At 32.1% G+C, this 22,512-nt stretch carries 19 protein-coding genes and 1 pseudogene; 5 read left to right on the forward strand and 15 right to left on the reverse strand.

Annotated features, from left to right (window positions below):
- Nucleotides 1-210: pseudogene (locus tag B5D16_RS05170) on the forward strand (IS110 family RNA-guided transposase); the annotation flags it as partial.
- A gap of 169 nt (nucleotides 211-379) precedes the next feature.
- Here the strand turns inward: B5D16_RS05170 and B5D16_RS05175 are convergent.
- From B5D16_RS05175 to feoB, 3 genes are all read right to left on the reverse strand, one after another.
- Nucleotides 380-1,072, reverse strand: a complete 693-nt coding sequence (locus B5D16_RS05175) for a hypothetical protein (RefSeq protein ID WP_078765917.1) — start codon at nucleotides 1,070-1,072, stop codon at nucleotides 380-382.
- Nucleotides 1,073-1,074: 2 nt separating this feature from the next.
- Nucleotides 1,075-1,968, reverse strand: a complete 894-nt coding sequence (locus B5D16_RS05180) for an ATP-binding cassette domain-containing protein (RefSeq protein WP_078765918.1) — start codon at nucleotides 1,966-1,968, stop codon at nucleotides 1,075-1,077.
- A gap of 230 nt (nucleotides 1,969-2,198) precedes the next feature.
- On the reverse strand, nucleotides 2,199-4,556 hold the full coding sequence (feoB, locus tag B5D16_RS05185; protein WP_078765919.1) for a ferrous iron transport protein B: 2,358 nt from the start codon (nucleotides 4,554-4,556) through the stop codon (nucleotides 2,199-2,201).
- 185 nt (nucleotides 4,557-4,741) lie between these two features.
- On the opposite strand from feoB, the gene B5D16_RS05190 reads away from it, so the two are divergent.
- Both B5D16_RS05190 and B5D16_RS05195 read left to right on the forward strand, forming a co-directional pair.
- A complete protein-coding gene (locus B5D16_RS05190) occupies nucleotides 4,742-5,530 on the forward strand; it encodes a hypothetical protein (RefSeq protein ID WP_078765920.1) in 789 nt (262 codons plus the stop codon).
- Nucleotides 5,531-5,544: 14 nt separating this feature from the next.
- Entirely contained in the window at nucleotides 5,545-5,787 is a 243-nt protein-coding gene (locus tag B5D16_RS05195) for a hypothetical protein (protein ID WP_078765921.1), read from the forward strand.
- Nucleotides 5,788-5,802: 15 nt separating this feature from the next.
- Here B5D16_RS05195 and B5D16_RS05200 read toward each other — a convergent pair whose 3' ends face one another.
- The 5 genes from B5D16_RS05200 to B5D16_RS05220 all read right to left on the reverse strand — a co-directional run bounded on the left by B5D16_RS05200 (nucleotide 5,803) and on the right by B5D16_RS05220 (nucleotide 13,962).
- Nucleotides 5,803-8,082, reverse strand: a complete 2,280-nt coding sequence (locus B5D16_RS05200; protein ID WP_159444288.1) for a GGDEF and EAL domain-containing protein — start codon at nucleotides 8,080-8,082, stop codon at nucleotides 5,803-5,805.
- Nucleotides 8,083-8,228: 146 nt separating this feature from the next.
- Nucleotides 8,229-9,131 (reverse strand): alpha-hydroxy acid oxidase, encoded by a 903-nt coding sequence (locus B5D16_RS05205; RefSeq protein ID WP_159444289.1) that lies wholly within the window; start codon nucleotides 9,129-9,131, stop codon nucleotides 8,229-8,231.
- A gap of 204 nt (nucleotides 9,132-9,335) precedes the next feature.
- Complete coding sequence (locus tag B5D16_RS05210) at nucleotides 9,336-10,145, reverse strand: sugar phosphate isomerase/epimerase family protein (RefSeq protein ID WP_078765924.1); 810 nt, start codon at nucleotides 10,143-10,145, stop codon at nucleotides 9,336-9,338.
- A gap of 219 nt (nucleotides 10,146-10,364) precedes the next feature.
- Nucleotides 10,365-11,708 (reverse strand): carboxylesterase/lipase family protein, encoded by a 1,344-nt coding sequence (locus B5D16_RS05215; protein ID WP_143405048.1) that lies wholly within the window; start codon nucleotides 11,706-11,708, stop codon nucleotides 10,365-10,367.
- A 343-nt stretch (nucleotides 11,709-12,051) separates the two neighbouring features.
- Nucleotides 12,052-13,962 (reverse strand): glycoside hydrolase family 3 protein, encoded by a 1,911-nt coding sequence (locus B5D16_RS05220; RefSeq protein ID WP_078765925.1) that lies wholly within the window; start codon nucleotides 13,960-13,962, stop codon nucleotides 12,052-12,054.
- Between the two features lie 341 nt (nucleotides 13,963-14,303).
- On the opposite strand from B5D16_RS05220, the gene B5D16_RS05225 reads away from it, so the two are divergent.
- Nucleotides 14,304-14,987: a DUF2975 domain-containing protein gene (locus B5D16_RS05225; protein ID WP_078765926.1), complete on the forward strand. Its 684-nt coding sequence runs from the start codon at nucleotides 14,304-14,306 to the stop codon at nucleotides 14,985-14,987.
- Nucleotides 14,988-15,004: 17 nt separating this feature from the next.
- The gene (locus B5D16_RS05230) at nucleotides 15,005-15,211 is read left to right on the forward strand and encodes a helix-turn-helix domain-containing protein (RefSeq protein ID WP_078765927.1); all 207 of its coding nucleotides are present in this window, start codon (nucleotides 15,005-15,007) and stop codon (nucleotides 15,209-15,211) included.
- Between the two features lie 102 nt (nucleotides 15,212-15,313).
- Here B5D16_RS05230 and B5D16_RS12765 read toward each other — a convergent pair whose 3' ends face one another.
- From B5D16_RS12765 to B5D16_RS05265, 7 genes are all read right to left on the reverse strand, one after another.
- Complete coding sequence (locus tag B5D16_RS12765; protein WP_078765928.1) at nucleotides 15,314-16,285, reverse strand: GNAT family N-acetyltransferase; 972 nt, start codon at nucleotides 16,283-16,285, stop codon at nucleotides 15,314-15,316.
- 174 nt (nucleotides 16,286-16,459) lie between these two features.
- The gene (locus B5D16_RS05240; RefSeq protein ID WP_078765929.1) at nucleotides 16,460-17,758 is read right to left on the reverse strand and encodes a nitrogenase component 1; all 1,299 of its coding nucleotides are present in this window, start codon (nucleotides 17,756-17,758) and stop codon (nucleotides 16,460-16,462) included.
- The gene (locus B5D16_RS05245; protein ID WP_078765930.1) at nucleotides 17,758-19,224 is read right to left on the reverse strand and encodes a nitrogenase component 1; all 1,467 of its coding nucleotides are present in this window, start codon (nucleotides 19,222-19,224) and stop codon (nucleotides 17,758-17,760) included. The genes B5D16_RS05240 and B5D16_RS05245 overlap by 1 nt, the downstream gene beginning before the upstream one ends.
- A gap of 18 nt (nucleotides 19,225-19,242) precedes the next feature.
- Entirely contained in the window at nucleotides 19,243-20,241 is a 999-nt protein-coding gene (locus B5D16_RS05250; protein ID WP_078765931.1) for a PLP-dependent cysteine synthase family protein, read from the reverse strand.
- 62 nt (nucleotides 20,242-20,303) lie between these two features.
- Nucleotides 20,304-21,152 (reverse strand): nitrogenase iron protein, encoded by an 849-nt coding sequence (gene nifH, locus B5D16_RS05255; RefSeq protein WP_078765932.1) that lies wholly within the window; start codon nucleotides 21,150-21,152, stop codon nucleotides 20,304-20,306.
- A gap of 14 nt (nucleotides 21,153-21,166) precedes the next feature.
- Nucleotides 21,167-21,517, reverse strand: coding sequence for a NifB/NifX family molybdenum-iron cluster-binding protein (locus tag B5D16_RS05260; RefSeq protein WP_078765933.1), 351 nt, complete (start codon nucleotides 21,515-21,517; stop codon nucleotides 21,167-21,169).
- Nucleotides 21,510-22,382, reverse strand: a complete 873-nt coding sequence (locus tag B5D16_RS05265; protein ID WP_078765934.1) for a radical SAM protein — start codon at nucleotides 22,380-22,382, stop codon at nucleotides 21,510-21,512. Before B5D16_RS05265 ends, B5D16_RS05260 begins: the two co-directional genes overlap by 8 nt.
- Nucleotides 22,383-22,512 lie beyond the last annotated feature (130 nt).

The raw sequence follows: 22,512 nt of genomic DNA on the forward strand, positions 1-22,512 counted from the left end.
AGAGGTTCTGCTGATCTTCGAAAGACTCTGTTTCAGATAATGGATGTACTTATAAAAACAGCTCCGATAGACGATCCGGTATATCAATTTCTTGATAAGAAAAGATCTCAAGGTAAACCGTACTATGTCTATATGACTGCTGGAGCAAATAAGTTTTTACGAGTCTACTATGGACGAGTTACCGAATATCTATCGACTCTTTCAGATTAATCATAACTAATAAATGATCCTGATCAGACCGGCACTGATGTGGTGGTCTTCTTTTAATGCCTTTTCCCAACCTATATTTAATTTTCAATTTTTATAAATTTAGCCTTGACTTTTTATTTGCAGGCTAGCATATTCCATTTATTAATAATTAAAGTAATATTTAAATTTTTTATTTTGACTCATTTCCAGGAAACCACTTACAATCCGCTTCCTTATTCTGATTATATTCTAAAACTATATCAATCAAAGTTAAAACAATACCAATATAAATTATCCATTTATATTTATTAATCGAGTTTCCAATTGCAATTGACATTGCTGTCCATGAAAATAAAAATGTTCCAGGCACCGTAAAAATATACCTTACAAAACGTGGTAATTTAATTCCAAATAAATATACATCTTCTGAAAATCCCATCACCATTTTATTACTAAGAACAAATGCCACAATTACTAAATACAAATATACCAAAAGTAATATATTATTAAGTGAACATATATTTGTATACCCTGATTTCACTCTGGACTCATTTAAATTTGGAATAATAATATTTATTACATTAATTAAAATAAAAATTATCACAAAACAAAAAGCTATTATATTTCCAAAGCAAAAAATTCGTCTGTTCTTTTCTTTAAATGTCATAGGAATATAAAATGAAGCATCCTCCTTAAAACTTTCTAATGACCATAACACAAATATAAACGAAGATACAAAACATCCCATATAACAAAACTTAAGATCCTTAATTGTCCATATTACTGCAAAAACAAACGTAAATAGAAAAATCCCTCTATTACTTGTTAATAGAATTTTTAACTTATTCATTTCTTCCAACAATATACTTCTTTTTACGTTCATGCTTATACCTCCTTATTCTCCTTTGTCTTTTCAACAAAATATATAATCTCCTTAAGTTCTGCAAATCTAATTTTTTCTCTAATTGATTCACTTATATTTTTAAGTTCATTCTCATCATCAACTTTAATTAAAACTTCACTACTATACTCTCTAACCCTGCTGCCAACAACCATGTCAGACGGAATCATTACAACGTCCTCTTTATCAACTTCAAGAATCCTATAAGAATCTCTAAGTTCTTCTATACTACCATTAAAGAATATATTTCCGTCATTCATCCATATAACTTCATCAATAACATCCTCAAGTTCTCCAATTATATGACTTGATATCAAAACGCTACTAACTTCATCACTAACAATTTCTCTTATGATTTTATAAAACTTATCTCTAAAAACAACATCTAAATTTCCTACCGGTTCATCCATAACATAAATATTTGCTTTATGACTTAAAGCAAATGCAATCTCTATTCTTATTCTTTCACCTGTTGACATCAAAACATTAGCTTTACCTAATGGAACTTTATATTCCTTTAATAAATCAATATATTTTTTATAATCAAAATCATCATAATATATTCCATAAAGTTTACCAATGTTCTCTGCACTATAATTTTTTGAAAAAGGAAAACTTTCCAATATAAAACCCAATTCCTTCTTTATATCTGATACTTCATTTTCATTTCCTTTATCATCAACATATGAAAGTTTTCCTGAATCCTTAATGTAACTTCCCATCAAAGTCCTCATAAGTGTAGTCTTACCACAACCATTAACTCCAATAAGTCCAGTTACAACTCCTGGCTTTAATTCAAAACTAATATCCTTAAGTTCAAAATCACCTATTCTTTTGTTTAAACCCTCAACCATTAATGTTTTCCCGTTATTATTCATCTTTTCACATCCTTAATTAATACTAATCACTAGTTCTAAATATCTATACTGGTATCACTCACCGTTTATATGTACAGTATACACAGTTATATACAGATTGTCAATATCTTTTCTAAAAAAATTGGACTTCAATACTAAATACCTATAAAAGATAATTATTTTGAAGTCCAATTTCATATTCAAAAATACTTATTATTTTTTAATCCTAGCTTCCCACACTATCAAACTAATTACATTATCATACTTGCTATATTATAAATAATGCATGCCGCAACCCAGGCTATGGAACATTGCAATATAACCATAATTGCTGCCCACTTCTTACCAAGTTCTCGTTTAACTGATGCAATAGCTGCAACACAAGGTGTATATAATAAGCAAAATACAAGAAGTGAAACTGCTGCTGCATTGCCAAGTGTTAATAACGAAGCCTTACCACTACCATATAAAACCTGTAATGTTGAAACAACACTTTCTTTTGCCATAAATCCTGTAATAAGTGCAACTGCAACTCTCCAATCTCCAAATCCAAGTGGTTTAAATATTGGAGCAACAAACTTAGCTATATGATATAAAATACTTTCATTTACATTATTTGTATATTCAAACTGTAAACTAAATTTCTGTAAAAACCATACAACGATACTTGCAAGGAATATTACAGTAAATGCTCTTGTAATAAAATCCTTTGCCTTTTCCCAGAGAAGCTGAAAGACATTCTTCGCACTAGGCATACGATAGTTTGGAAGTTCCATAACGAATGGAACTGCCTCACCCTTAAATACAGTTCTCTTAGAAACAAGCGCTGTTAAGATTCCCATAAATATACCAAATAAATATAAGGCAATCATAACTAGTGCACCATGTCCTGGGAAAAATGTTGCCGCAAAAAAACCATAAATTGGAAGTTTAGCTGTACAGCTCATAAATGGAATCAATAAAATAGTAAGCTTTCTATCCCTCTGTGATGGAAGCGTTCTACTTGCCATAACGCCAGGAACAGAACAACCAAACCCAATAAGCATTGGAACTATACTTCTTCCTGATAAACCAATCTTTCTAAGAGGCTTATCCATAACAAATGCAATTCTTGCCATATAACCACTGTCTTCTAATAAAGATAAAAAGAAGAATAGTATGATAATTATCGGCAAGAAACTAAGTACAATTCCTATACCATTACATATTCCATCAATTATAAGCGATATCAAAACCTTATTAACATTCATGTTAACAAGACCCTTTTCCAAATTATCAGTACCAACTTCAATTATGTATTCAAGTTTTTCCTGAAAGAAAGCTCCGATCAAATTAAATGTGAGATAGAAAATCAATGACATAATAATAGCAAATGCAGGTATTGCAGTATGCTTACCAGTTAAGATCTTATCCATCTTCTCACTACGTTCGCGTTCCTTGCTTTCCTCAGGTTTAATAACCGTACTACTAACTAATCTTTCAATAAACGAAAAACGCATATCTGCCATAGCTGCCGCTCTATCAAGTCCGCGTTCTTCTTCCATCTGAATTATAATATGTTCAACAGTTTCCTTTTCATTCTGAGTAAGTTTAAGAGCATCAATAACTCTACTGTCGCCTTCGATAACTTTATTTGCTGCGAATCTAAGCGGAATATCTGCTGCCACTGCATGATCTTCAATAAGATGCATAATACTATGAACACATCTATGTACCGCGCCGTTGTGATCATTCTTATCACAAAAGTCCTTTTTCCCTGGGCTTTCCTGATACTTTGCAACATGAAGTGCATGACTTATCACTTCATTAACACCTTCATTTTTAGAAGCAGAAATTGGTATAACAGGAATACCAAGCATTTGCTCCATATCATTTATCCTTACAGAACCACCATTGCCTCTAACTTCATCCATCATATTAAGCGCTAAAACCATAGGTATATCAAGTTCAATAAGCTGCATTGTAAGATAAAGGTTTCTTTCAATATTAGTCGCATCAACAATATTAATAATGCCCTTAGGCTTTTCACCGATGATATATTGACGCGAAACTATTTCCTCTTCCGTATATGGCGAAAGCGAGTAAATACCAGGCAAATCAACAACCTCAGTATTAGGATGATTCTTTATCTCACCGCTCTTTCTATCAACAGTAACCCCAGGGAAGTTACCAACATGCTGATTTGAACCTGTAAGTTGATTAAAAAGTGTTGTCTTACCACTATTCTGATTACCAGCTAGAGCAAATGTAAGAATCGTTCCATCAGGAAGTTTCTTACCATCGTTCTTCTTATGATACTTTCCTTCCTCACCAAAACCTGGATGCTCGTTGTACTTAACCTTCTTTATGTCATTGTCTTTCTTGGGTTCTTTTTCACCCTCTTCAAGAATATCTCCAATCTCAATGTTCTTTGCATCATCAAGACGAAGTGTTAATTCATATCCATGGACTCTAAGTTCCATTGGATCTCCCATAGGGGCGAATTTTATAAGAGTAGTTCTAGCTCCCGGAATTACTCCCATATCCAAAAAGTGCTGACGAAGTGTACCCTCGCCTCCAACACTTTTAATAACCGCACTTTGACCAATCTTTAATTCATCTAAAGTCATTTTTAATTGTTACTCCTATTTCTATACCAATAAATCATTTTCATTTTTTCTCCGAGTATACTATACTTTAAAAAATACTTTTTTTCAATTAGATTATGCTAACTTCAAAAAAATTATTGACAATTTTATAAAACAGTGCTAGGATTCATATGTTTTAAAAAATTTAAACTAGAGAGGTAATTACTATGAAAAAAACAAAAAAAATTCTATCCACGATAATGATTCTCGTTATCGTTACACTACAATCAACAAATTTCATTTTAGGCGAAACCCAAAACTCAAATAACCTAAAAGAAATCATCCAAAATAACTCTACATATTCTATTTCAACCGAAAACATTGGTGAAACAAATATAGTCAATGTAATAGATTCATCATCAAAAACTAAACTCACAGTTATTTATAACAAAAAAACTAATTCAATAAGCACGGCAACTACAGATTTATCTAATAACAAAATTATAAATTCTTCAAACAATTCAGATATCGCTTTTTCGAATACAATCAATAATGATGCTACGCAACCATTTATTCTCAACAAAGGAAATTATGAAGATAAAGTTCGTTGCTTATATGGTGATGGCTATTGGTATCAAAAAGGGAAAAAAAGAAAAAAATATAGAATAGGTTGCAAGGCTACATACACAGTAGATTATGCTGGTAATGCTAATAGAGTAAAAATACTTGACGAATATACTAACTCTATAGATAAAGTAAACAAATATCGTAACGAAGCTCTTTTCCAATGTGGCGTGGCAGGAGTATCTTATGAAGTAGCATTACTCATTTGCGCCGCAAATGCCATTTTTCCAGAAGCAGTAGTTGTTGAAGCAATTTTAGCAGCAGCAGGAATAGGCGATGCAGGTGCAATTGTTGCAGCGGTCACAAAATGTGTATCTAATATTTTCAAAATGCGAAAAGAATACAAAACGGTTTACAAAAGTTACGACAAAGCCAAAGCTTACGCAAAATAATAGGAGCATTAACTATGAATAAATATGATTATAAAAAAGTAAAACTTATGTTATTATTCGGAATATTAGCAAATATATTCTTTTTACCCGCAATAGCATTAGCAATCACAAAATATAATAATGTTAGTAATATGACTGTTTTCATTCTATTCATTATTTCATTTATATTCTTTTCTATTGCTCTATTTATTGGGATTAAAAACATTGTACTTGTAAGGCATATTGAATATTTAAAAAATAAAAAAAATAAAAAATAAATTAAAAGTGCATCTTTACAAAGATGCACTTTTTTCAATAAAACTACTAAATTCTTCAACCGGCATTGGTTTTGAAAAATAATAACCTTGGAATAATTCACACCCCATTGCCAATAAGCCTTCAAATTGTTCCTTGGTTTCTACTCCTTCTGTTAAAGAAACAATATCCAAATCATTAGTAAGATTTATAATGTTCTTAATAATTATATTAGCTCTTTCATCATTATCTTTAGATAAAAACTTCATATCTATCTTTAAAAGATCTACTGGCATATCCTTAAGTGTATTAAGTGAAGAATAACCACTTCCAAAATCATCCATTTCAACTATAAATCCAGCATCTCTGAATTTATTTAAAATATCTATTCTTTCTTCAGGATTAGACATCATGGCTGTTTCAGTAATTTCAATTCTTAATTTTCTTGGCTCTATATCGTACTTTTTAATTAATTTAACTATAACAGATACCACGTCTGTAAAATAAAAATCCTTAGGAGAAATATTAATCGAAATAAACAAATCCAGATTTAACTTTTTCCATTCATTTAGAATTTTACAGACCTGTTCCCATATATACATATCCAATTGTGTAATTAAACCATTCTTTTCAAATAATGGAATAAACTTATAAGGTGGTAAGAATCCCATTTCCGAATGATTCCATCTTGCTAAAGCTTCCGCTCCAACAACCTTTCCTTTTTCATCAACTATAGGCTGTAAATACGGTATAATATGATCATATTTTATGGCCACTGGAAAATCTGAAACTAATCTTTGTTCTTCAAGCATTTCATTTCTAATTTTCTCATCGTAATACTTGACCACTGTTTTATATTTTTCTTCAACATTAGATATTGCAAGATGCGCCCTATCAAACATAACCGACACATCCATACTTCTATTCAAAACTTCATATACTCCTATATGAATATTAATTCTAAGTTCTACATTCTTTAATATAACAACAAAATCACTAAGTTCTCTTATATAAAAATCTTCATCAAAATCTTTCTTTAAAATACATATTCCAAATGTATCTGATACCAATCTGCCATACAGTCCATCACTTACGTTATTCCTTATCCAATTAGCTAATTCAATTAATACAACATCTCCATATGTCTTACCAAAGTTTTCATTAATTAATTTAAAACTTTTAATATTTAAATATAGCAATACATATTCTTCATCAGTATATGCTAATTGATTAGAAATTCTTGAATATAGGTATTTCATATTATAGATTCCCGTAAGAGAATCATGTCTTGAATCATAAACTTCTCTTTCAACGGCAAGATGTCTCTTAGTATCATCCTTAATTATCAACATCGAACCAGCCAACTTTCCACGTTCTGCTTTTATTGACTTCTTTTCAAGAATATAATATTTTTTCCCAACAACTCTGTTCTCTGTCCAGCTATCACCTTTATTAGTTATATTTTTAAATTTTTCAAATAATGTATCTTTAACTTCCTTTAAACTACTATCCTTTAATTCTAGCAAATTCATACCTTGTTCATTAACCCATACACACCTATGTGTATTATCAAAAACATATACCGCATCATTCATATCCGATATAATATTTGAAAGCATCGCATCTAACAAACGCAACGGTCTATGTATAATGGATAAATAGAAAATCACGCCACCCAATATGGCATGAAAAATAATTGCATGATCAATAATTTTCCTGTTTTGTATATATATAAACTGAGCCACAGCGGAAGCTACAAGAATAATAAGTAATAATACATATTTTTCCCTATATAACTTAGAAGTTTTATATATACTAATAAAATAAATTAAAACAATACAAACTAAAATAAAATAATCCGCTATTCTATGGAAAGTTAATCCAACCTTTGGTACATCACTATAAAGGATTTTACCATCTAACATTGTTGGTTCTAAAGATACAATATGATGAAACATATCGCCTAGTAACAACTGAATTATATCAATAATAACTAGTACATATAGAAAATATGGTTTACTATGTTTATTCTTACTATACTCATCAACACCCTTGCAATAAACATTTGTAAACACAACTAAAGAAAGCATAACGAAAGTCATGCCAATATAATATAGCAAATATCCCAAATAAGATATATGCTTATTTTCAGACGTTATAATAATTATATTTCCAACTATTGGAAGAATAATAGAAGCATTCACAAAACTAGTGTATTTTCCAATTGGTTTATCAGATTTATAAGCCTTAATACAACAAAAAAGCTGAATCATAATAAGGCATATATATAACAAAAAATATCTCTCTTGAATAATCATATGTTTCCCCCAAAACATCACTCAAATACAAAAAAAGACCAAAATACCTTTCATAGTTTATGCCTACACTATAATATTATTTTATCACTATTTGCCAATATATTAAAGCAAAATAATTCTCATTTCTTTTTTATTCAAAACTATATCTAGCCATTCAATCTATGTATCACGGAATCATTAATATTCTCGACTTTATCAAATCCTGTATTTCCCATTGCAAACATAAGTTCATCAGCCATTCCTCTAATAAACTTTTCTACACCAGTTGTGCCCTCTGCATTAAGGTCATCCATCATAGCTCTACCTGGTGCAACACCATCTGCACCAAGTGCTAATGCCTTAAACACATCCATACCCGTTGCAATCTGACAGTCAAGGAATATCTTAACATCACTTCCTTCAAGTGCCTTCTTAATCTCTGGTAAAATCATCATAGGAGGAATAGCAGAAGGCATTCTACCATGATGATGACTAACTATAATAGCAGATGCACCAATCTCCTTACACTTTACTGCATCAGAGACACTTAAAACACCTTTAACAACAAAAGGTAAATTATATGTATCAATATAGTTCTTAATCATGTCCGATGACTGTGGCGCCATTTCTTCACCAATCACAACATCATATCCACCATTAGCAAATATATGATCAATATCAATACCTATACCAAATGCTCCAATCTCCTTTGCATATGCAAACTGATCAAGCACCTTTCCATTATCAGCATAAGGCTTTACTATTCTAACTGTCTTTGCACCAGCATCCATTATATCCTTAAAACCTTCATTCTCCATCATGCCAACAAAATTTAACATATTTAAATTTCTAGCGGCAACTGAATACTCATAAAGGCCTGTCTTTTCTCTACCATTAATATTTCCAATATGTGAAAATGCCGGTGTGAGAATTGGCATATCAAATTCACTTCCAAAGTAATTTGTCTTTAAACTTGGTTTAACTGAATCAATAATCCTCTGTTCAACCACCAATGACTCAATGTATTTTTCATTAATCAAATTAGCATCTTGATTTCTCTTATGTTCCATTATAATTATATTTCCTTTCATTTAGATAATTTTACTTTTTCCGATAATATACATTATTAGAAAGATTAAAACTATGATATTTACATAAGCGAAAACATTTATTATATCTAAGCAAACAATTTGAGTTTTCCGTTAAAAATTTAGCTTAAGGTTTGGTCTACCTATGATATGAAATATCATAAGTATACTTTCTAATAATGTATATTATAACTTCTTTATATAATCAAAATATTTATAATAATCTTCATCAGAGTTTAAATGTTCTAGAATAATTGGCATATTTTCATCTAACTTATCAATTTTTTCCATATAATATTTTAGAGGAAATTCTCCCATACCTGGAGCACATTCACGTAACATAAGTGTATATTCATCACACAAATGAATATCCTTGATATGACAACTTTTTATATATTTGCCTAGTTTCTCAACACACTCATCGATAAATTCTTCCATAGCAAAATATCTCTGTGATGAATTAATCATATTAATTCCATCAAGATGCACAGCAAATCTATCTCTGTCAACATCATCAAGTAATCTTAAGTATTCATCGGGGCCTGTTGGAATCATCCAAGGCATAGGTTCTAATGTAAAATATGTATTTTTCACATCAGCTGTATCAATGATATATCTAACCATCTTAACTATCTTTTCATATGTTTCCTTTGAAAAGTTTTCCTTGTATCCGCCGTCCCATCTACTTCCAATTGCACCCGCAACATTTACGCAACACCTTGCTCCGATATAGTCTGCAAGTCTTAACTGATTAACACAATAATCAAGATTCTTCTTTACCTCATCCTCACTTCCGAAAAGTGCATTTCTCCAGATTCCAACTTCTGCAATCATTAAATCATTTTCTCGTGCTGCCTTAACATATTCGTCAATTAATTCATCACTTTCATTGCATGATATTGGAAATACGATACTCTTACATCCAAGTTTACTTTGTTTTTTTGCCCATTCAGCAACACTTTCATGTTCAAGAGCTCCTGAAATTCCTAATCTCATTTTTCCTCCTTTTTAAATCAACCCGATGATATCATCGGGTTGACCACTTTATAATACGCTATATACATAGTATTATATTATTTCTATTTATAACACTAAATAACATTCTCATTAAACAATACTCTTTGATTAGTCAAGATACTTTTATGAACAAATATAATTTTGTTAACAAATATACCTATGTAAAACAATACACTTTTATTAAAGAATACACATTTGCTAATCAAATTTAATAACTTCATCTGCTTTGCCAGTGTACTTACTCCACTTAGCAAGTTCTTCACCATTATGGTCCTTACCATTTGGATCACCAGTCTTAATAAAATTAACAAAGTAACCACTCATATGTCTTGCAAGATCATAATGCTTTCCTGTAAATGGTCTCCAGCACATTCCAAGTGTTTCAAACCAGAACCATAAATCAACAGAATGAAATACTCCAGGATTATCCCATCCAGGTATTTCAGGTCCAAAACAATAGTAATATAATGGTCTATCAGGATAGTTTTTAAAAGATTCATTAAGTGTAACATCCACTGAAGCTTTAACAGTATTAATACCACCAAATACAAACTCATCTGTTGTATAACCTGTCATTAACGGTACATTATTAACATCACTTTTTGAAAGTGAATCTGTTGGATCACCGGTAAATGTAACTCCATCATCACATGGGAAAAATCTAAGTCCCATCTTCATAGGATCAGTAGAAAGTTGAGCGTACTCGCCATATTTATCCCTAACTGTTTTTGCATCAAGTTTTCTTGCTTCTTCTATACTTGAAACGCCTAAAAACTTAAAGAACTCAACACCTTTTTGTTCATGCTTCTTTAAATCTACAGGTGTAAATATATCCATTTGCTCATCATCCATCTTAATGATTCCACTAAAAATAGCTGCTCTTTTCATCTTACCCTGATTCTTTTTACAAGCAAGCTGATTAAGAACACTACCACCACCTGCTGACTGACCAGCTATAGTAATATTATCTGGATCACCACCAAATGCTGCGATATTCTCTATAGTCCAATCAAGACCTGCTTTTTGATCTAACAAACCAAAATTAGTTGGTGCATCAGGTGCTTCCTTAGTTAAATCAGGATGACCTAAAAATCCCATAACTGCAATTCTATAATTAACTGTTACAACTACAATTCCCTGATTAGCAAGCATTTCACCATCAAATTCCATCTCTGCTGTATATCCCCAGTTAAATGCACCACCAAAATACCAAACTAAAACTGGTAATTTTTCATCTGCACTTTTAGCAGGTGTCCATACATTTAAATAAAGACAATCTTCATCCATTGGGATTTCTGGATCCACATGCCACTCTCTACAATATACATCATCGCCAAGTCCTGGAGTATCCTGCATAGATATAGGGCCATAATTATAAGCTTCTCTTACTCCATCCCATGGTTCAACAGGCTGTGGTGCTCTCCACCTTAAATCCCCAACTGGTGGTTTTGCAAAAGGAATTCCCCTATATGCTGTAACTCTAGGATTATTTCCTCTCATTCCTTTTAATTTTCCGTACTTTGTCTCTACCGTTCTTAACATTCTTACCTCCAATTTCTAGTCTATTTTCCATATGAAAAATAGAATATATTTTCATATACGATATTTTTATGCAAAAGAAGTGAACTGTTACACATATGTATAATCAGCTCACTTCTCTATATCCGCAATAAATTTGTAATCTCCCTAAAACTGGTGAATTGTAAGATTATTCAATGACCACGAAGTAAATCTCACTAGCTACCAGTGAATTCATTATATCACAAACTTAAATTTTTTCATAGTTTTTAATTATCTCATTTATACTGCCCACTACACACGTTAGCAAGTTATTTTACGGGTGAATTCACGTTTTTCCAAATTTATACTGCCCTACAAACCTAAACTACTTGGTTTTAAGTCCAAAACCTTCCTTCAACCAGCACTTATCTGTTCCAATCTGATCAACTGATGAATACCAAGGTGCTGGAAGTGTACCAGTAAATTCAGTCTTTCCACATAAAACATCAGCGACACCTGCGCCTTCTGAACCTGGAAGATAACTCATAACTATACCATCCCAATCCTTATAATCATCGCCAAGTAATACATTACGTCCAGCAACAATACAAGTAACTATAGGCTTTCCATAAGACTTTGCATCATTAATGGCTGTCTGATTATTTGCACAACCAAGTTCTCCGCAAAGTTTAAGATCTGCTGTATCACCATTCCACTCTGCGTATGGTTCTTCACCTAAACATAATAAGATAACATCTGCTTTATCAACTTCTGTTGAAGAAGTTAAAACTTCAATTCCACATTCAGAAGCCACTTCTTCTAAACCTTCCTTAATTGTTGTAAGTCCAGTAACCTGATCTTCTGGTGGTCCCATCCACTGAAGTGTCCAACCACCACACTGAACCCTGTCATTATCTGCAGCAGGTCCCATAACAAACACCTTAGTGCCCTTCTTTAAAGGAATGATATTATTTTCATTCTTAATTAAAACCTGACTCTTACTAACCGCTTCTCTAGCAAGTGCTCTATGCTCATCACAGCCAACATCAGTAATGTCTAACTTCTGATTTTCAAATAAAGGATCAGCAAATACCCCCGCTTCAAGTTTAACTCTAATAATTCTTGTTGCAGCATCATTTATTCTTTCTTCGCTAATATCTCCTTTATTAACACCGTCTATAATATGACCACGACATACCTCCTGATTATCAACATCAACTTCCATAAACATATCGATACCGGCATTAACCGCATTAACTACCTGCTCATAGTATGTACTCGCTGAAGTATTATGGACACTATCCCAGTCACCTGATATAAATCCCTTAAAGCCCATTTCATCTTTAAGTTTCATAATATATTCTTTATTTTCATGCATCTTAACACCATTAAGTGCTGAATGACTTACCATAATAGTTTGAACACCTGCATCTATTTCAGCCTGATATACAGAAAGTAATTCTTTAATCTTGTCATCAGAAATCTTTGCATCACCTCTATCTATAAGTCTATCTCCTTCGCCTGAACCCAACTCAACATTACCATCACCAAGATAATGCTTAGCACAAGTTATCATGCCAACTTCATTCATACCTTTAGTATATGATGTTGCTAAATCTGTAATGTTTTTTATATCTGTTCCATATGTTTCATATGTTCTACCCCATCTAGGATCTTCACTTTGTGCAACAATAGGAGAATACGACCATATGTTATGACAAAGTAATGATTCCTTAGCTGTAGCCTGACCAATTCTATATGCCAAATCTTTATCATGAGTTGCGCCTATACCAATTTGATGCGGAAATATGGTTCCATTATCAACCTGATATACTCCATGAATCTGGTCATTACCATATATAATAGGAATGCCAGCTTCTGATTCTATAGCCGCTTGCTGAAATTCATCAACTGACTTTACCCAATCATCCTTTGTATAAATTTCATTAGGCACTGAAAGTATTGCACCATAATCTTTTGATTCCACTTCACTTGCTTCTGTCTTCTTACAATCTGCCATTACCATCTGTGAAGCTTTCTGTTCTAATGAAAGTTTCTCTACAATTTCTTCTGCACTAAGCGAAGCATATTCTTCATACTTATAATTACTATCCTTTTTTGCTTCTGTTTCGGTTTCTTTTTGAGTAGTCTTAACTTCAGTAGTACTTTGTGTTGTAACCTCATTAGTTGTATCTTCACTTTTTTTGTTCTTACTACATCCATTCATAGTTAGTAACATAGTGAAACTAAGTGTTACTGCAGTAATTTTCTTTAAGTCATTGATTTTCTTTTTCATTATTTTTCGATGTGAAATCCCCTAACACACCTTACCTCCTTTATTTTTTATAATTATATTATACGGTGTTTATCTTCGCAATAATAATAGAAAACAAATATACCATTTCCAAATGTTATATTATCTAATACTATATTATAATTTCAGCCTTTCTCCCATCATCAAGCCAAAAAGTTTAATTATTTAAAGTTTTACTTTAAATTTTTATTGACAAACTTAAATTCTAATGTTATTATAAATCTATAATTAAAGTATCACTTTAAATTTTTAAACTTTTGGTACCAAACAAAAATAAATAAAACAAGAAAAAATTTATATTCAGGGAAACGAGGTATCTAATTATGAATGAAAAACAAAGAAAAAACGAAAAAACAGTTAGTAGCAGAGCTTGGAGCTCAGCATTAATTTTTATGGTAGTAGTGCTTTCATTCTCCATAACTATGGATTTTGTAAAGGATATAAAAACTAATAAGAATGATTACGAAATAAGATATGAATCATCCGAAGAAGTAAACGAAGATTCTGACAAAAAAGACTTAGTAGATATTGCTACCCAAAATGAACCAAAAGATACAAATAAGCAACATAAATTATATCGCTTATATAGAAATGATACATATTGCAAAGATATAGATATAAATAATTATTCTTATGTTGACAATAATGGAAAAACAGATTATAAATATTGTGCACTAACTGAAGATGTGAATGCTCATACAAGCACATTACTTCTTACTGCAATGATGATATTAGTAATTTTAATTGCCAAAGACTCTGCTGATAAAACACCATTTACACAAACTAATGTAAAAAGAATTAAAGCCATATCTATATTACAATTATTATTTGCTGTATTACCAGGTATGATATCATTTACAATGACAATGGTAAGATTTTCTAATAGTCATGGTAGTTTTAATATTAAATGGATGTATTTGCTAATCATATCCGCTATAACAGCACTTATAGCAAATGTATTCCAATATGGAGTAAAATTACAAGAAGATTCAGATAGTATAGCATAAAGATTGGAGGGATTAATATGGCAATAATCGTTAGACTCGATCGAGTCATGGCCGATAGAAAAATATCACTTAATGAACTTGCTGAAAAAGTTGGATTAACCAATGTAAATCTATCCAATCTAAAAAATGGAAAGATGAAAGGTATTCGATTTGAAACCATGAACAGCATATGCAAGGTTTTAAATTGTCAGCCAGCAGACTTATTTGAATATGTAGATGATTAAAAACATAATTCACCACATTTTAAATTGTTTATATACCCAAAAAGGATTCAAGGTAATAATATTACACTTGAATCCTTTTTATTTAATATAAATTTATATCATTTAAAATCTGTATCTCATTTGATACCAAACCACTCCACCATGGTTGGATTTAGATAGACCTTCACTTACAAATCCTAAATCTTCATAAAAGTCTAATAATTCTTCTTTACATGTAAGAACAAGACCAAGTCTATCCTCGCTTTCTGCTAATTGAATAAAACGTTCCACTAATGCTTTAGCTAAACCTTTACCTCTATAATCTGGATGAGTTTCAACACCAAATATCATCTGCCACTTTCCATCCTCTTTATGAAAGTTTGTATCTTCATACATTTCATCTAGCAAATCTTCTTCATCTGTTACTAATCCATCTACAAGAGTAATTATCTTACCATCATATACAGTAACTAAAAAATGATTGGCATATGCATCTAATCTTTCACTAAGAGACTTACTTGTTGCTGCTTCACTTTCAGGAAAGCATAGACTTTCAAGTTCAACTATTCCATCAAGATCTGATTTAGTTGCTTTCCTAACTTCAAATTTCTTATTAAGTTTATGATTATCTAGTTTATCAAAATAATCTGCGATTTTTGTTAATGCACTATCTATATCAACTTCTATATCAAAAACTGCTATTGCCTTTTTTTCAAATTGTTTTTGAGCCTGGAAACCAACTTTCTTACAAAGGATACATCTACAATCATCTATAACAGATATCTTAGTTGCAACATCTGATGAACCATTGCAACCCTTTCCATTTCCTCCGCAACCGCTACCAGCTGATCCACAGCTACTTTGATTACCACATTCTTGTAAAATATTTCCACAATTATTTTTCGCATCATTTGCTACATCTTGCTTTTTATTATCATCTATATCAATACTTTCATTTTCTTTTTTTACTTCTCTTTCTTCAAGAAGCTTAAATTTAAGTCCATCAACTTCATAAATCAAAAAATTATTAACTTCACCAAACTTCAAATTTACATTTACTCCGTCTGATGAACCTACTGCTATCTTATATCTCATTATCATCACCTTTATATTTATAAACAAGCACAAGCATAACGCTTGTGCCCGTTTGGAAATTAATTTAAGTATTAATTATAGCCATATGAATTATCTTATAAATAATATTCAACATATAAACTATTTAAACATTATATAATAGATCAAAGTCTATAATATTATACTATTTATATTTTAGTTAAATCTTGAAACAGCTACAGTATAAATATCCTCAATAAGTCTGATACCACCTGTATAACCAACATATGAATTATCAAGTACAACCTTATCCTGAACTGGCCAAGATATGTTAATGAAGTTGCCCTTAAGTTCTTCAGTAATTTCTTTTTCATAGTAACCACCTAAAATAAGTGGATAACCATGATAATCATGTTCCTTAATTTCATTATGAATCTTATATCCATCTGTTTCAAATGAAACTTCTGCTTCAAGATTAAAATTTAAATTCTTAAATTCTGCTGCGATATCATCTCTATATTTCTTTGGAGTATCATCGACAACAAACTGCTTAGCAGGAATAAGTCCTAAGTCATTTGCTAAGAACTTTGTAATGCCAAGTGTGTAATGAGCATCACCTACTACAGTGAACTGCTTATTAATTACACGGTTTTCAAGGAAGAGATCTGCATATCTTCCAATGAGGTAATAATAATAATCCTCATGTTCTGTAATAACATCCTCAACCTTCTTTTCATCTACACCGGCGAATTTGCCGACTTCTCTTAAAAACTTACTCGTCTCAGTTGCCCCAATAGGAAGGGTTTTGTAATGTAGGAATGGGATACCAAATTTTCTTTCCATTTTTTTAACATTACTAAGCCCTACCCATGGAGATATGAGTAAATTAAACTCTGCTTTTGGAATCTTTTTGATATTTTCAATACCACGCTTATAACCAAAAATTGTATTTGGTGTAAGACCAATTTCCTTAATTAAATTTTCTAATTCTCTTAAGTTACCTAACCAGAATAAATCCTGATAAGGAACATCAGCCCAAATATTAACTAATCCTTTTTCTTTTTCTTCTGATTTTTCTAAGAGCTGATCTATAATTGCATCCACAACCTGTTCATGACCTTTAAAGTTATTTCCTTTAAATCCAGCTGTTGGTGCATATAAAACTGGCTTATCTGCATCTTCAAATCTAGATACAACTTCACCTGAATCATCACCTACGATTTCAGGAATACATCCTGTAAGTACAACGTAAAGATCTGCATCAATAACCTTAAGTGCATTTTCAATTGTAGAATTAAGTTTCTTTACACCACCAAATACTACGTCCTTTTCATTTATACTTGTACAAGGAAAGATATTTGGTGAAAAATATCCTGAACTTCCTGTTGATTCAGAAAGTTTCTGTGCACAACCTGGACCAGAGTGAAGTATTGGTAAAGCTCTATCTATAGCCTGAACACTCTGCATTGCACCAAGTGCACATTTATATCTCTGTTTATCTAATAATTTAGCCATTACTTCGCCTCCTCTAAGAATGTATCTACGTTCTGCTTATACCACCAATCTGTGTATGGTAGTTTGCTTCTCTTTGCTAAGTTTTCTTCAAAACTTCTGTTCTTAATTGCATCTAAAATAGTCTTAGCAAATTCTAATGTATGCTTATATCCGAATATCATATATTCGTCAGCTACATAAATAGCAGGTGTACCATTCTTAATAGCCCAAACAGTTGAGCCTGGATGACGTGATAAGTACATATCTGGTTGATATTTATTAAGAATATTCATAACTTCGTAGTTCTGCTGATCAGCAACACTTGCTTCAAAGTCAATATCATTATCAAGAAGATATTTCATTGAAGGAGGAACATCTCCATTTTCATACTTCTTATCGTAATGCCATGCAAGTGCCCATACAACCTTGATTCCAAGTTCTTCAAGTACACGAGATACTTCAAATGTATAACCTGGACCCATACCAAGAACTGCTGTTAAGCCCTTAAGTTCTTTCTTAACTTCTTCAATCTGTGGTAAGTAGATTGCTCTCTGTTCTTCAAGGTATTTTTCAATCTTATCGCTACGTCCTGTAACTCTTCCAATTTCGCGAAGCCATGTTTCAAAACCTTTAATACCACACTGATTTATACTTCTTATATATGGAACTCCATATTTTTCTTCAAGTGCATTTCCAAGATAGTTACCAAGTGTTCCACAGATACATGTTGTTGCAATGCTTTCTGATAAATGTGATAACTCTTCTACTGTTGAGTTACAATATAAGAATACTGGCTCTAAATCAAACTGCTTAAACATTTCAATAATTTCTGGTCTAGCACTTTCAAAGAAGTTCTTAAAGTTAATTTTATTTGTTTTAACACCTTCACGAGGTGGCTGTACGATTTCCTGTAAAACTGCATGGTCTGAAATATCAAAACCTGTAGCCCAGATTCTTGACTTGAAACCTTCACAATGAACTGCTACGATTGGAACTCCAACTTCGTCGCGAACTTCATCAACAATACTATCTATATCTTCACCTATGATACCAGTTGTACAAGAACTTGAAACAAATATTGCCTTAGGTGAATATCTCTTATTTACTTCTAAAATAACATTTCTTAAAGTTGCTGTTGAACCAAAGATTGTATCATTTTCATTAACATCTGTTCCAACATAAACTGTATCTGAAGTTACGCCTCTCTTCTTAGCCATAACTTTTGACATATAATATGAATTAGCTGCTGCAACTGAACATCCTGATGGTCCATGATGAATTATGGCAACATCTCTTATTCCAGATAACTGACCTAATCCACATGATGATAAACATGTACTTGACTGAGAAAAACATCTTGAACAACCCTTAAGTGTTCCACACTCACTCTTCTCTGCAAGATCTTTGAGTGTACCTACATAACCAGTAATTGATCCTATACGATTTTCTCTAGTCGCTATATTTGAATTACTTAAATTAATAGCCATTTTCGCATTCCTTTCTATTTAGCCTTGATATTCCTCGTTAAAAAGATTTGTTGAAAGATATCTAAGACCTGTATCTGGTAAAACTGCAACAATTGTCTTACCCTTGTTTTCTGGTCTTTTTGCAAGAACTGTTGCTGCATGAATTGCACCACCTGATGATGTGCCAATCAAAATACCATCTGTCTTAGCAACTTCTCTTGCAGCTTTGTATGCTTCAATAGTTTCTACTTCAACTTTTTCATCATATATATTTAAATCCATTGTTGAAGGAATTCTTTCCTTAGGCACTCCTTCAAATGGGTGTACGCCTGTAATTTCTTCTGGCTCTGGATTACTATCACTAGGAAGTGAATTAGGGCCTGGCTGAATAGCAACAACTTTAATATCACTATTCTTGCTCTTTAAGAATTTACCTGTTCCTGAAACTGTTCCACCTGTACCAACATTTGCTACTAAGATATCTACATTACCTTCTGTATCTTCCCAGATTTCTGGACCTGTTGTAGCTTCATGGATTGCAGGGTTAGCTGGATTAGATACCTGATCAACGAAGAAGATATTCTCCTGACCAGCTAAAACTTCATTTCTCAAAGCGTCAATTGCAGCTACAAAATCACCATTAGTTTCCTGTAAAACTCTTGCAACAACTGGCTCTTCTGATAACTTAATTGTTTCACCACCGAAAGCCTGAATAACCTGGAATCTTTCCTTACTTACATTATCCTGAACATAAACTTTAAATTTATATCCCTTAGCTGCTGCAATTGCTGCAAGACCAATACCTGTATTACCACTTGTTGTTTCAACAATTGTATAACCTGGTTTAAGTAAACCTTTTTTCTCTGCATCTTCAACCATTGCAAGAGCGATTCTATCTTTTACACTCTGATTTGGATTAAAGTATTCAAGTTTAACTAAAATCTTAGCTTCAAGATTATTCTTTTTTTCATAGTTTACTAATTCAAGTAAAGGTGTTCTTCCTACAAGTTCTGTAATTGACTTATTAATTTTTCCCATAATTCATTTCCTACCAAGAGATAGTATCAAATCACTACTATCTCATATCCTTTCTTCAAAAATTAAATCTTATAATCATCAGCAAGTTCCATCATGCCGTATTCCATTAAGATTTCCTCAAGTCTTTCCTGAGTCATTGGTGTAGGAATAACAAAATCTTCATTTTCAATAACTGCCTGAGCAAGATTTCTATATTCCTGGGCCTGATTTGAATCTGGCTTATACTCGATAACAGTTTTCTTATTAATTTCAGCATGCTGAACAATGTTATCTCTAGGAACGAAGTATAAAAGTTTTGTTCCTAATTCCTTAGCAAATGCTCTCAAAAGATCTAACTCTCTATCTACATTTCTTGAGTTACAAATGATACCACCAAGTCTAACTCCACCAGTTCTAGCGTATCTTGAAATACCCTTTGAGATGTTATTTGCTGCATATAAAGCCATCATCTCTCCACTTGCTACTATATATATTTCTTTAGCCTTTCCTTCTCTGATAGGCATTGCGAAACCACCACAAACAACGTCACCTAAAACGTCGTAAAATACATAATCTAAATCATCAGTATATGCTCCAAGGTTTTCAAGCATATTAATTGATGTAATAATACCTCTACCTGCACAACCAACACCTGGTTCTGGACCACCTGACTCAACACACTTTGTTCCGCCGTATCCTTCTTTCATGATACGATCAAGTTCAATGTCTTCACCTTCTTCACGGATAGTATCAAGTACTGTCTTCTGTGCAAGTCCTCCTAATAAAAGTCTAGTAGAATCAGCTTTAGGATCACAACCTACAACCATTACTTTCTTGCCATGTTCTACAAGGCCTGCTGTAAGGTTCTGTGTTGTTGTTGACTTACCAATTCCACCCTTTCCATAAATTGCAATCTGTCTAATCTCACTCATATCGGTTTCCTTTCTTACTTAAATAATTCTTTTATCTTAATATATTTAATCATTTGCTCAATTGAATCTTCTATGATTCCCGGAATTTCAAAAGCTTCAATTCCAAACGCCTCTGCCTTACTTTGTGCGCCAAATCCTATTTTGCTTACCAGCAAATACTCACAATCAGATAAAGCTTTTAAATTACTTTCCAGTTTTTCTTCATCGTGATTGCCCGCTTCACAAACAGGCGTTAAGTTTCTAATTTCCTTAAAACTTACATCGTCATCATCAATACTATAAATATAGAATTTTGATGCTTTTCCAAAATGATTATTTACAACAATTCCATCACTTGAGGCAACTGCGACTAATGTTTTATCCATGAGAAAATGTCTCCTTCACATTTAGTCGTCTTTGATAAATCTGATCTCCATATTCAGATTTACCTGGGACACCAACGGCATCCGCTCTACAATGCTGACAATGTCTAAATACATCAATATACTTTGATGCTTTTGTTCGCGCTTCATCTATCTCTGCACAAACAGGAGCTTTTACATTTTTAAGTTCATGCTGTGGAATAAGTGGGATTATATTATAGATTTTAGCTCCAGCTTCCTTAACAGTTTTTGCAATAGTTTCAATATGATCACCATTGATTTCTGGAACTAATACTGTATTGACCTTAACTGTAATTCCTGCATCTGCCACTTTCTTTATTCCTTCAAGCTGATTCTTAATTAGTATTTCTGCTGCTTTAACTCCTTCTATCTTTTCACCATGATAGATAATGTATGCATTAAGCTTACTTTCTATCTCTGGATCAACAGCATTTACTGTAACTGTAAGAGAATCAATTCCTACATCAATAACATCCTGTGCTCTTTCGCTAAGTAACAAACCATTTGTACTCATGCACTTAATAAGATTTGGAAATTTTTCCTTTATAATCTTAAAAGTATCCAAAGCATAATTAGATGCTAATGTATCTCCAGGTCCTGCAATTCCTGCGACCTTTATATCAGGGCATATATCTAATGCCTTCTTTAAAATATCTTCACACTCCTCAGGTTTTAACACTTTAGATGTAACTCCTGGTCTTTCTTCGACATCATTTATTGTTCTGTCGCAAAACCTACATGCTATATTACAACCCGGACTAACTGGAAGATGAATTCTGCCTGCATTGTTTTTATGGCCTCCAAAACATGGATGAGAATTTTGTAAATCCTTGTATGTATTACTCATAAAATCCTCCATTTTTTCTCTTAAAATGCTCCATTTTTACTCATTTTTGACCAAAAAAAGGTATAATATAACCCTGCAAAAAAATCAGCGTTTTTTTTGCAAGGTCAGATTATTCAATATTAATGCCTTT

The sequence above is a fragment of the Eubacterium uniforme genome (genome assembly GCF_900167115.1).
GTDB lineage: Bacteria > Bacillota > Clostridia > Lachnospirales > Lachnospiraceae > Eubacterium_S > Eubacterium_S uniforme.

Bases quoted from the DNA above. Each gene is read 5' to 3' on its own strand.
- B5D16_RS05230 (WP_078765927.1), top strand. From the start codon at position 15,005: ATGGCAATAATCGTTAGACTCGATCGAGTCATGGCCGATAGAAAAATA.
- B5D16_RS05220 (WP_078765925.1), bottom strand. From the start codon at position 13,962: ATGAAAAAGAAAATCAATGACTTAAAGAAAATTACTGCAGTAACACTT.
- B5D16_RS05195 (WP_078765921.1), top strand. From the start codon at position 5,545: ATGAATAAATATGATTATAAAAAAGTAAAACTTATGTTATTATTCGGA.
- nifH (WP_078765932.1), bottom strand. From the start codon at position 21,152: ATGAGTGAGATTAGACAGATTGCAATTTATGGAAAGGGTGGAATTGGT.
- B5D16_RS05190 (WP_078765920.1), top strand. From the start codon at position 4,742: ATGAAAAAAACAAAAAAAATTCTATCCACGATAATGATTCTCGTTATC.
- B5D16_RS05250 (WP_078765931.1), bottom strand. From the start codon at position 20,241: ATGGGAAAAATTAATAAGTCAATTACAGAACTTGTAGGAAGAACACCT.
- B5D16_RS05215 (WP_143405048.1), bottom strand. From the start codon at position 11,708: ATGTTAAGAACGGTAGAGACAAAGTACGGAAAATTAAAAGGAATGAGA.
- B5D16_RS05210 (WP_078765924.1), bottom strand. From the start codon at position 10,145: ATGAGATTAGGAATTTCAGGAGCTCTTGAACATGAAAGTGTTGCTGAA.
- feoB (WP_078765919.1), bottom strand. From the start codon at position 4,556: ATGACTTTAGATGAATTAAAGATTGGTCAAAGTGCGGTTATTAAAAGT.
- B5D16_RS05180 (WP_078765918.1), bottom strand. From the start codon at position 1,968: ATGAATAATAACGGGAAAACATTAATGGTTGAGGGTTTAAACAAAAGA.
- B5D16_RS05265 (WP_078765934.1), bottom strand. From the start codon at position 22,382: ATGAGTAATACATACAAGGATTTACAAAATTCTCATCCATGTTTTGGA.
- B5D16_RS05200 (WP_159444288.1), bottom strand. From the start codon at position 8,082: ATGATTATTCAAGAGAGATATTTTTTGTTATATATATGCCTTATTATG.
- B5D16_RS05175 (WP_078765917.1), bottom strand. From the start codon at position 1,072: ATGAACGTAAAAAGAAGTATATTGTTGGAAGAAATGAATAAGTTAAAA.
- B5D16_RS05205 (WP_159444289.1), bottom strand. From the start codon at position 9,131: ATGGAACATAAGAGAAATCAAGATGCTAATTTGATTAATGAAAAATAC.
- B5D16_RS05245 (WP_078765930.1), bottom strand. From the start codon at position 19,224: ATGGCTATTAATTTAAGTAATTCAAATATAGCGACTAGAGAAAATCGT.
- B5D16_RS05260 (WP_078765933.1), bottom strand. From the start codon at position 21,517: ATGGATAAAACATTAGTCGCAGTTGCCTCAAGTGATGGAATTGTTGTA.
- B5D16_RS12765 (WP_078765928.1), bottom strand. From the start codon at position 16,285: ATGAGATATAAGATAGCAGTAGGTTCATCAGACGGAGTAAATGTAAAT.
- B5D16_RS05240 (WP_078765929.1), bottom strand. From the start codon at position 17,758: ATGGCTAAATTATTAGATAAACAGAGATATAAATGTGCACTTGGTGCA.
- B5D16_RS05225 (WP_078765926.1), top strand. From the start codon at position 14,304: ATGAATGAAAAACAAAGAAAAAACGAAAAAACAGTTAGTAGCAGAGCT.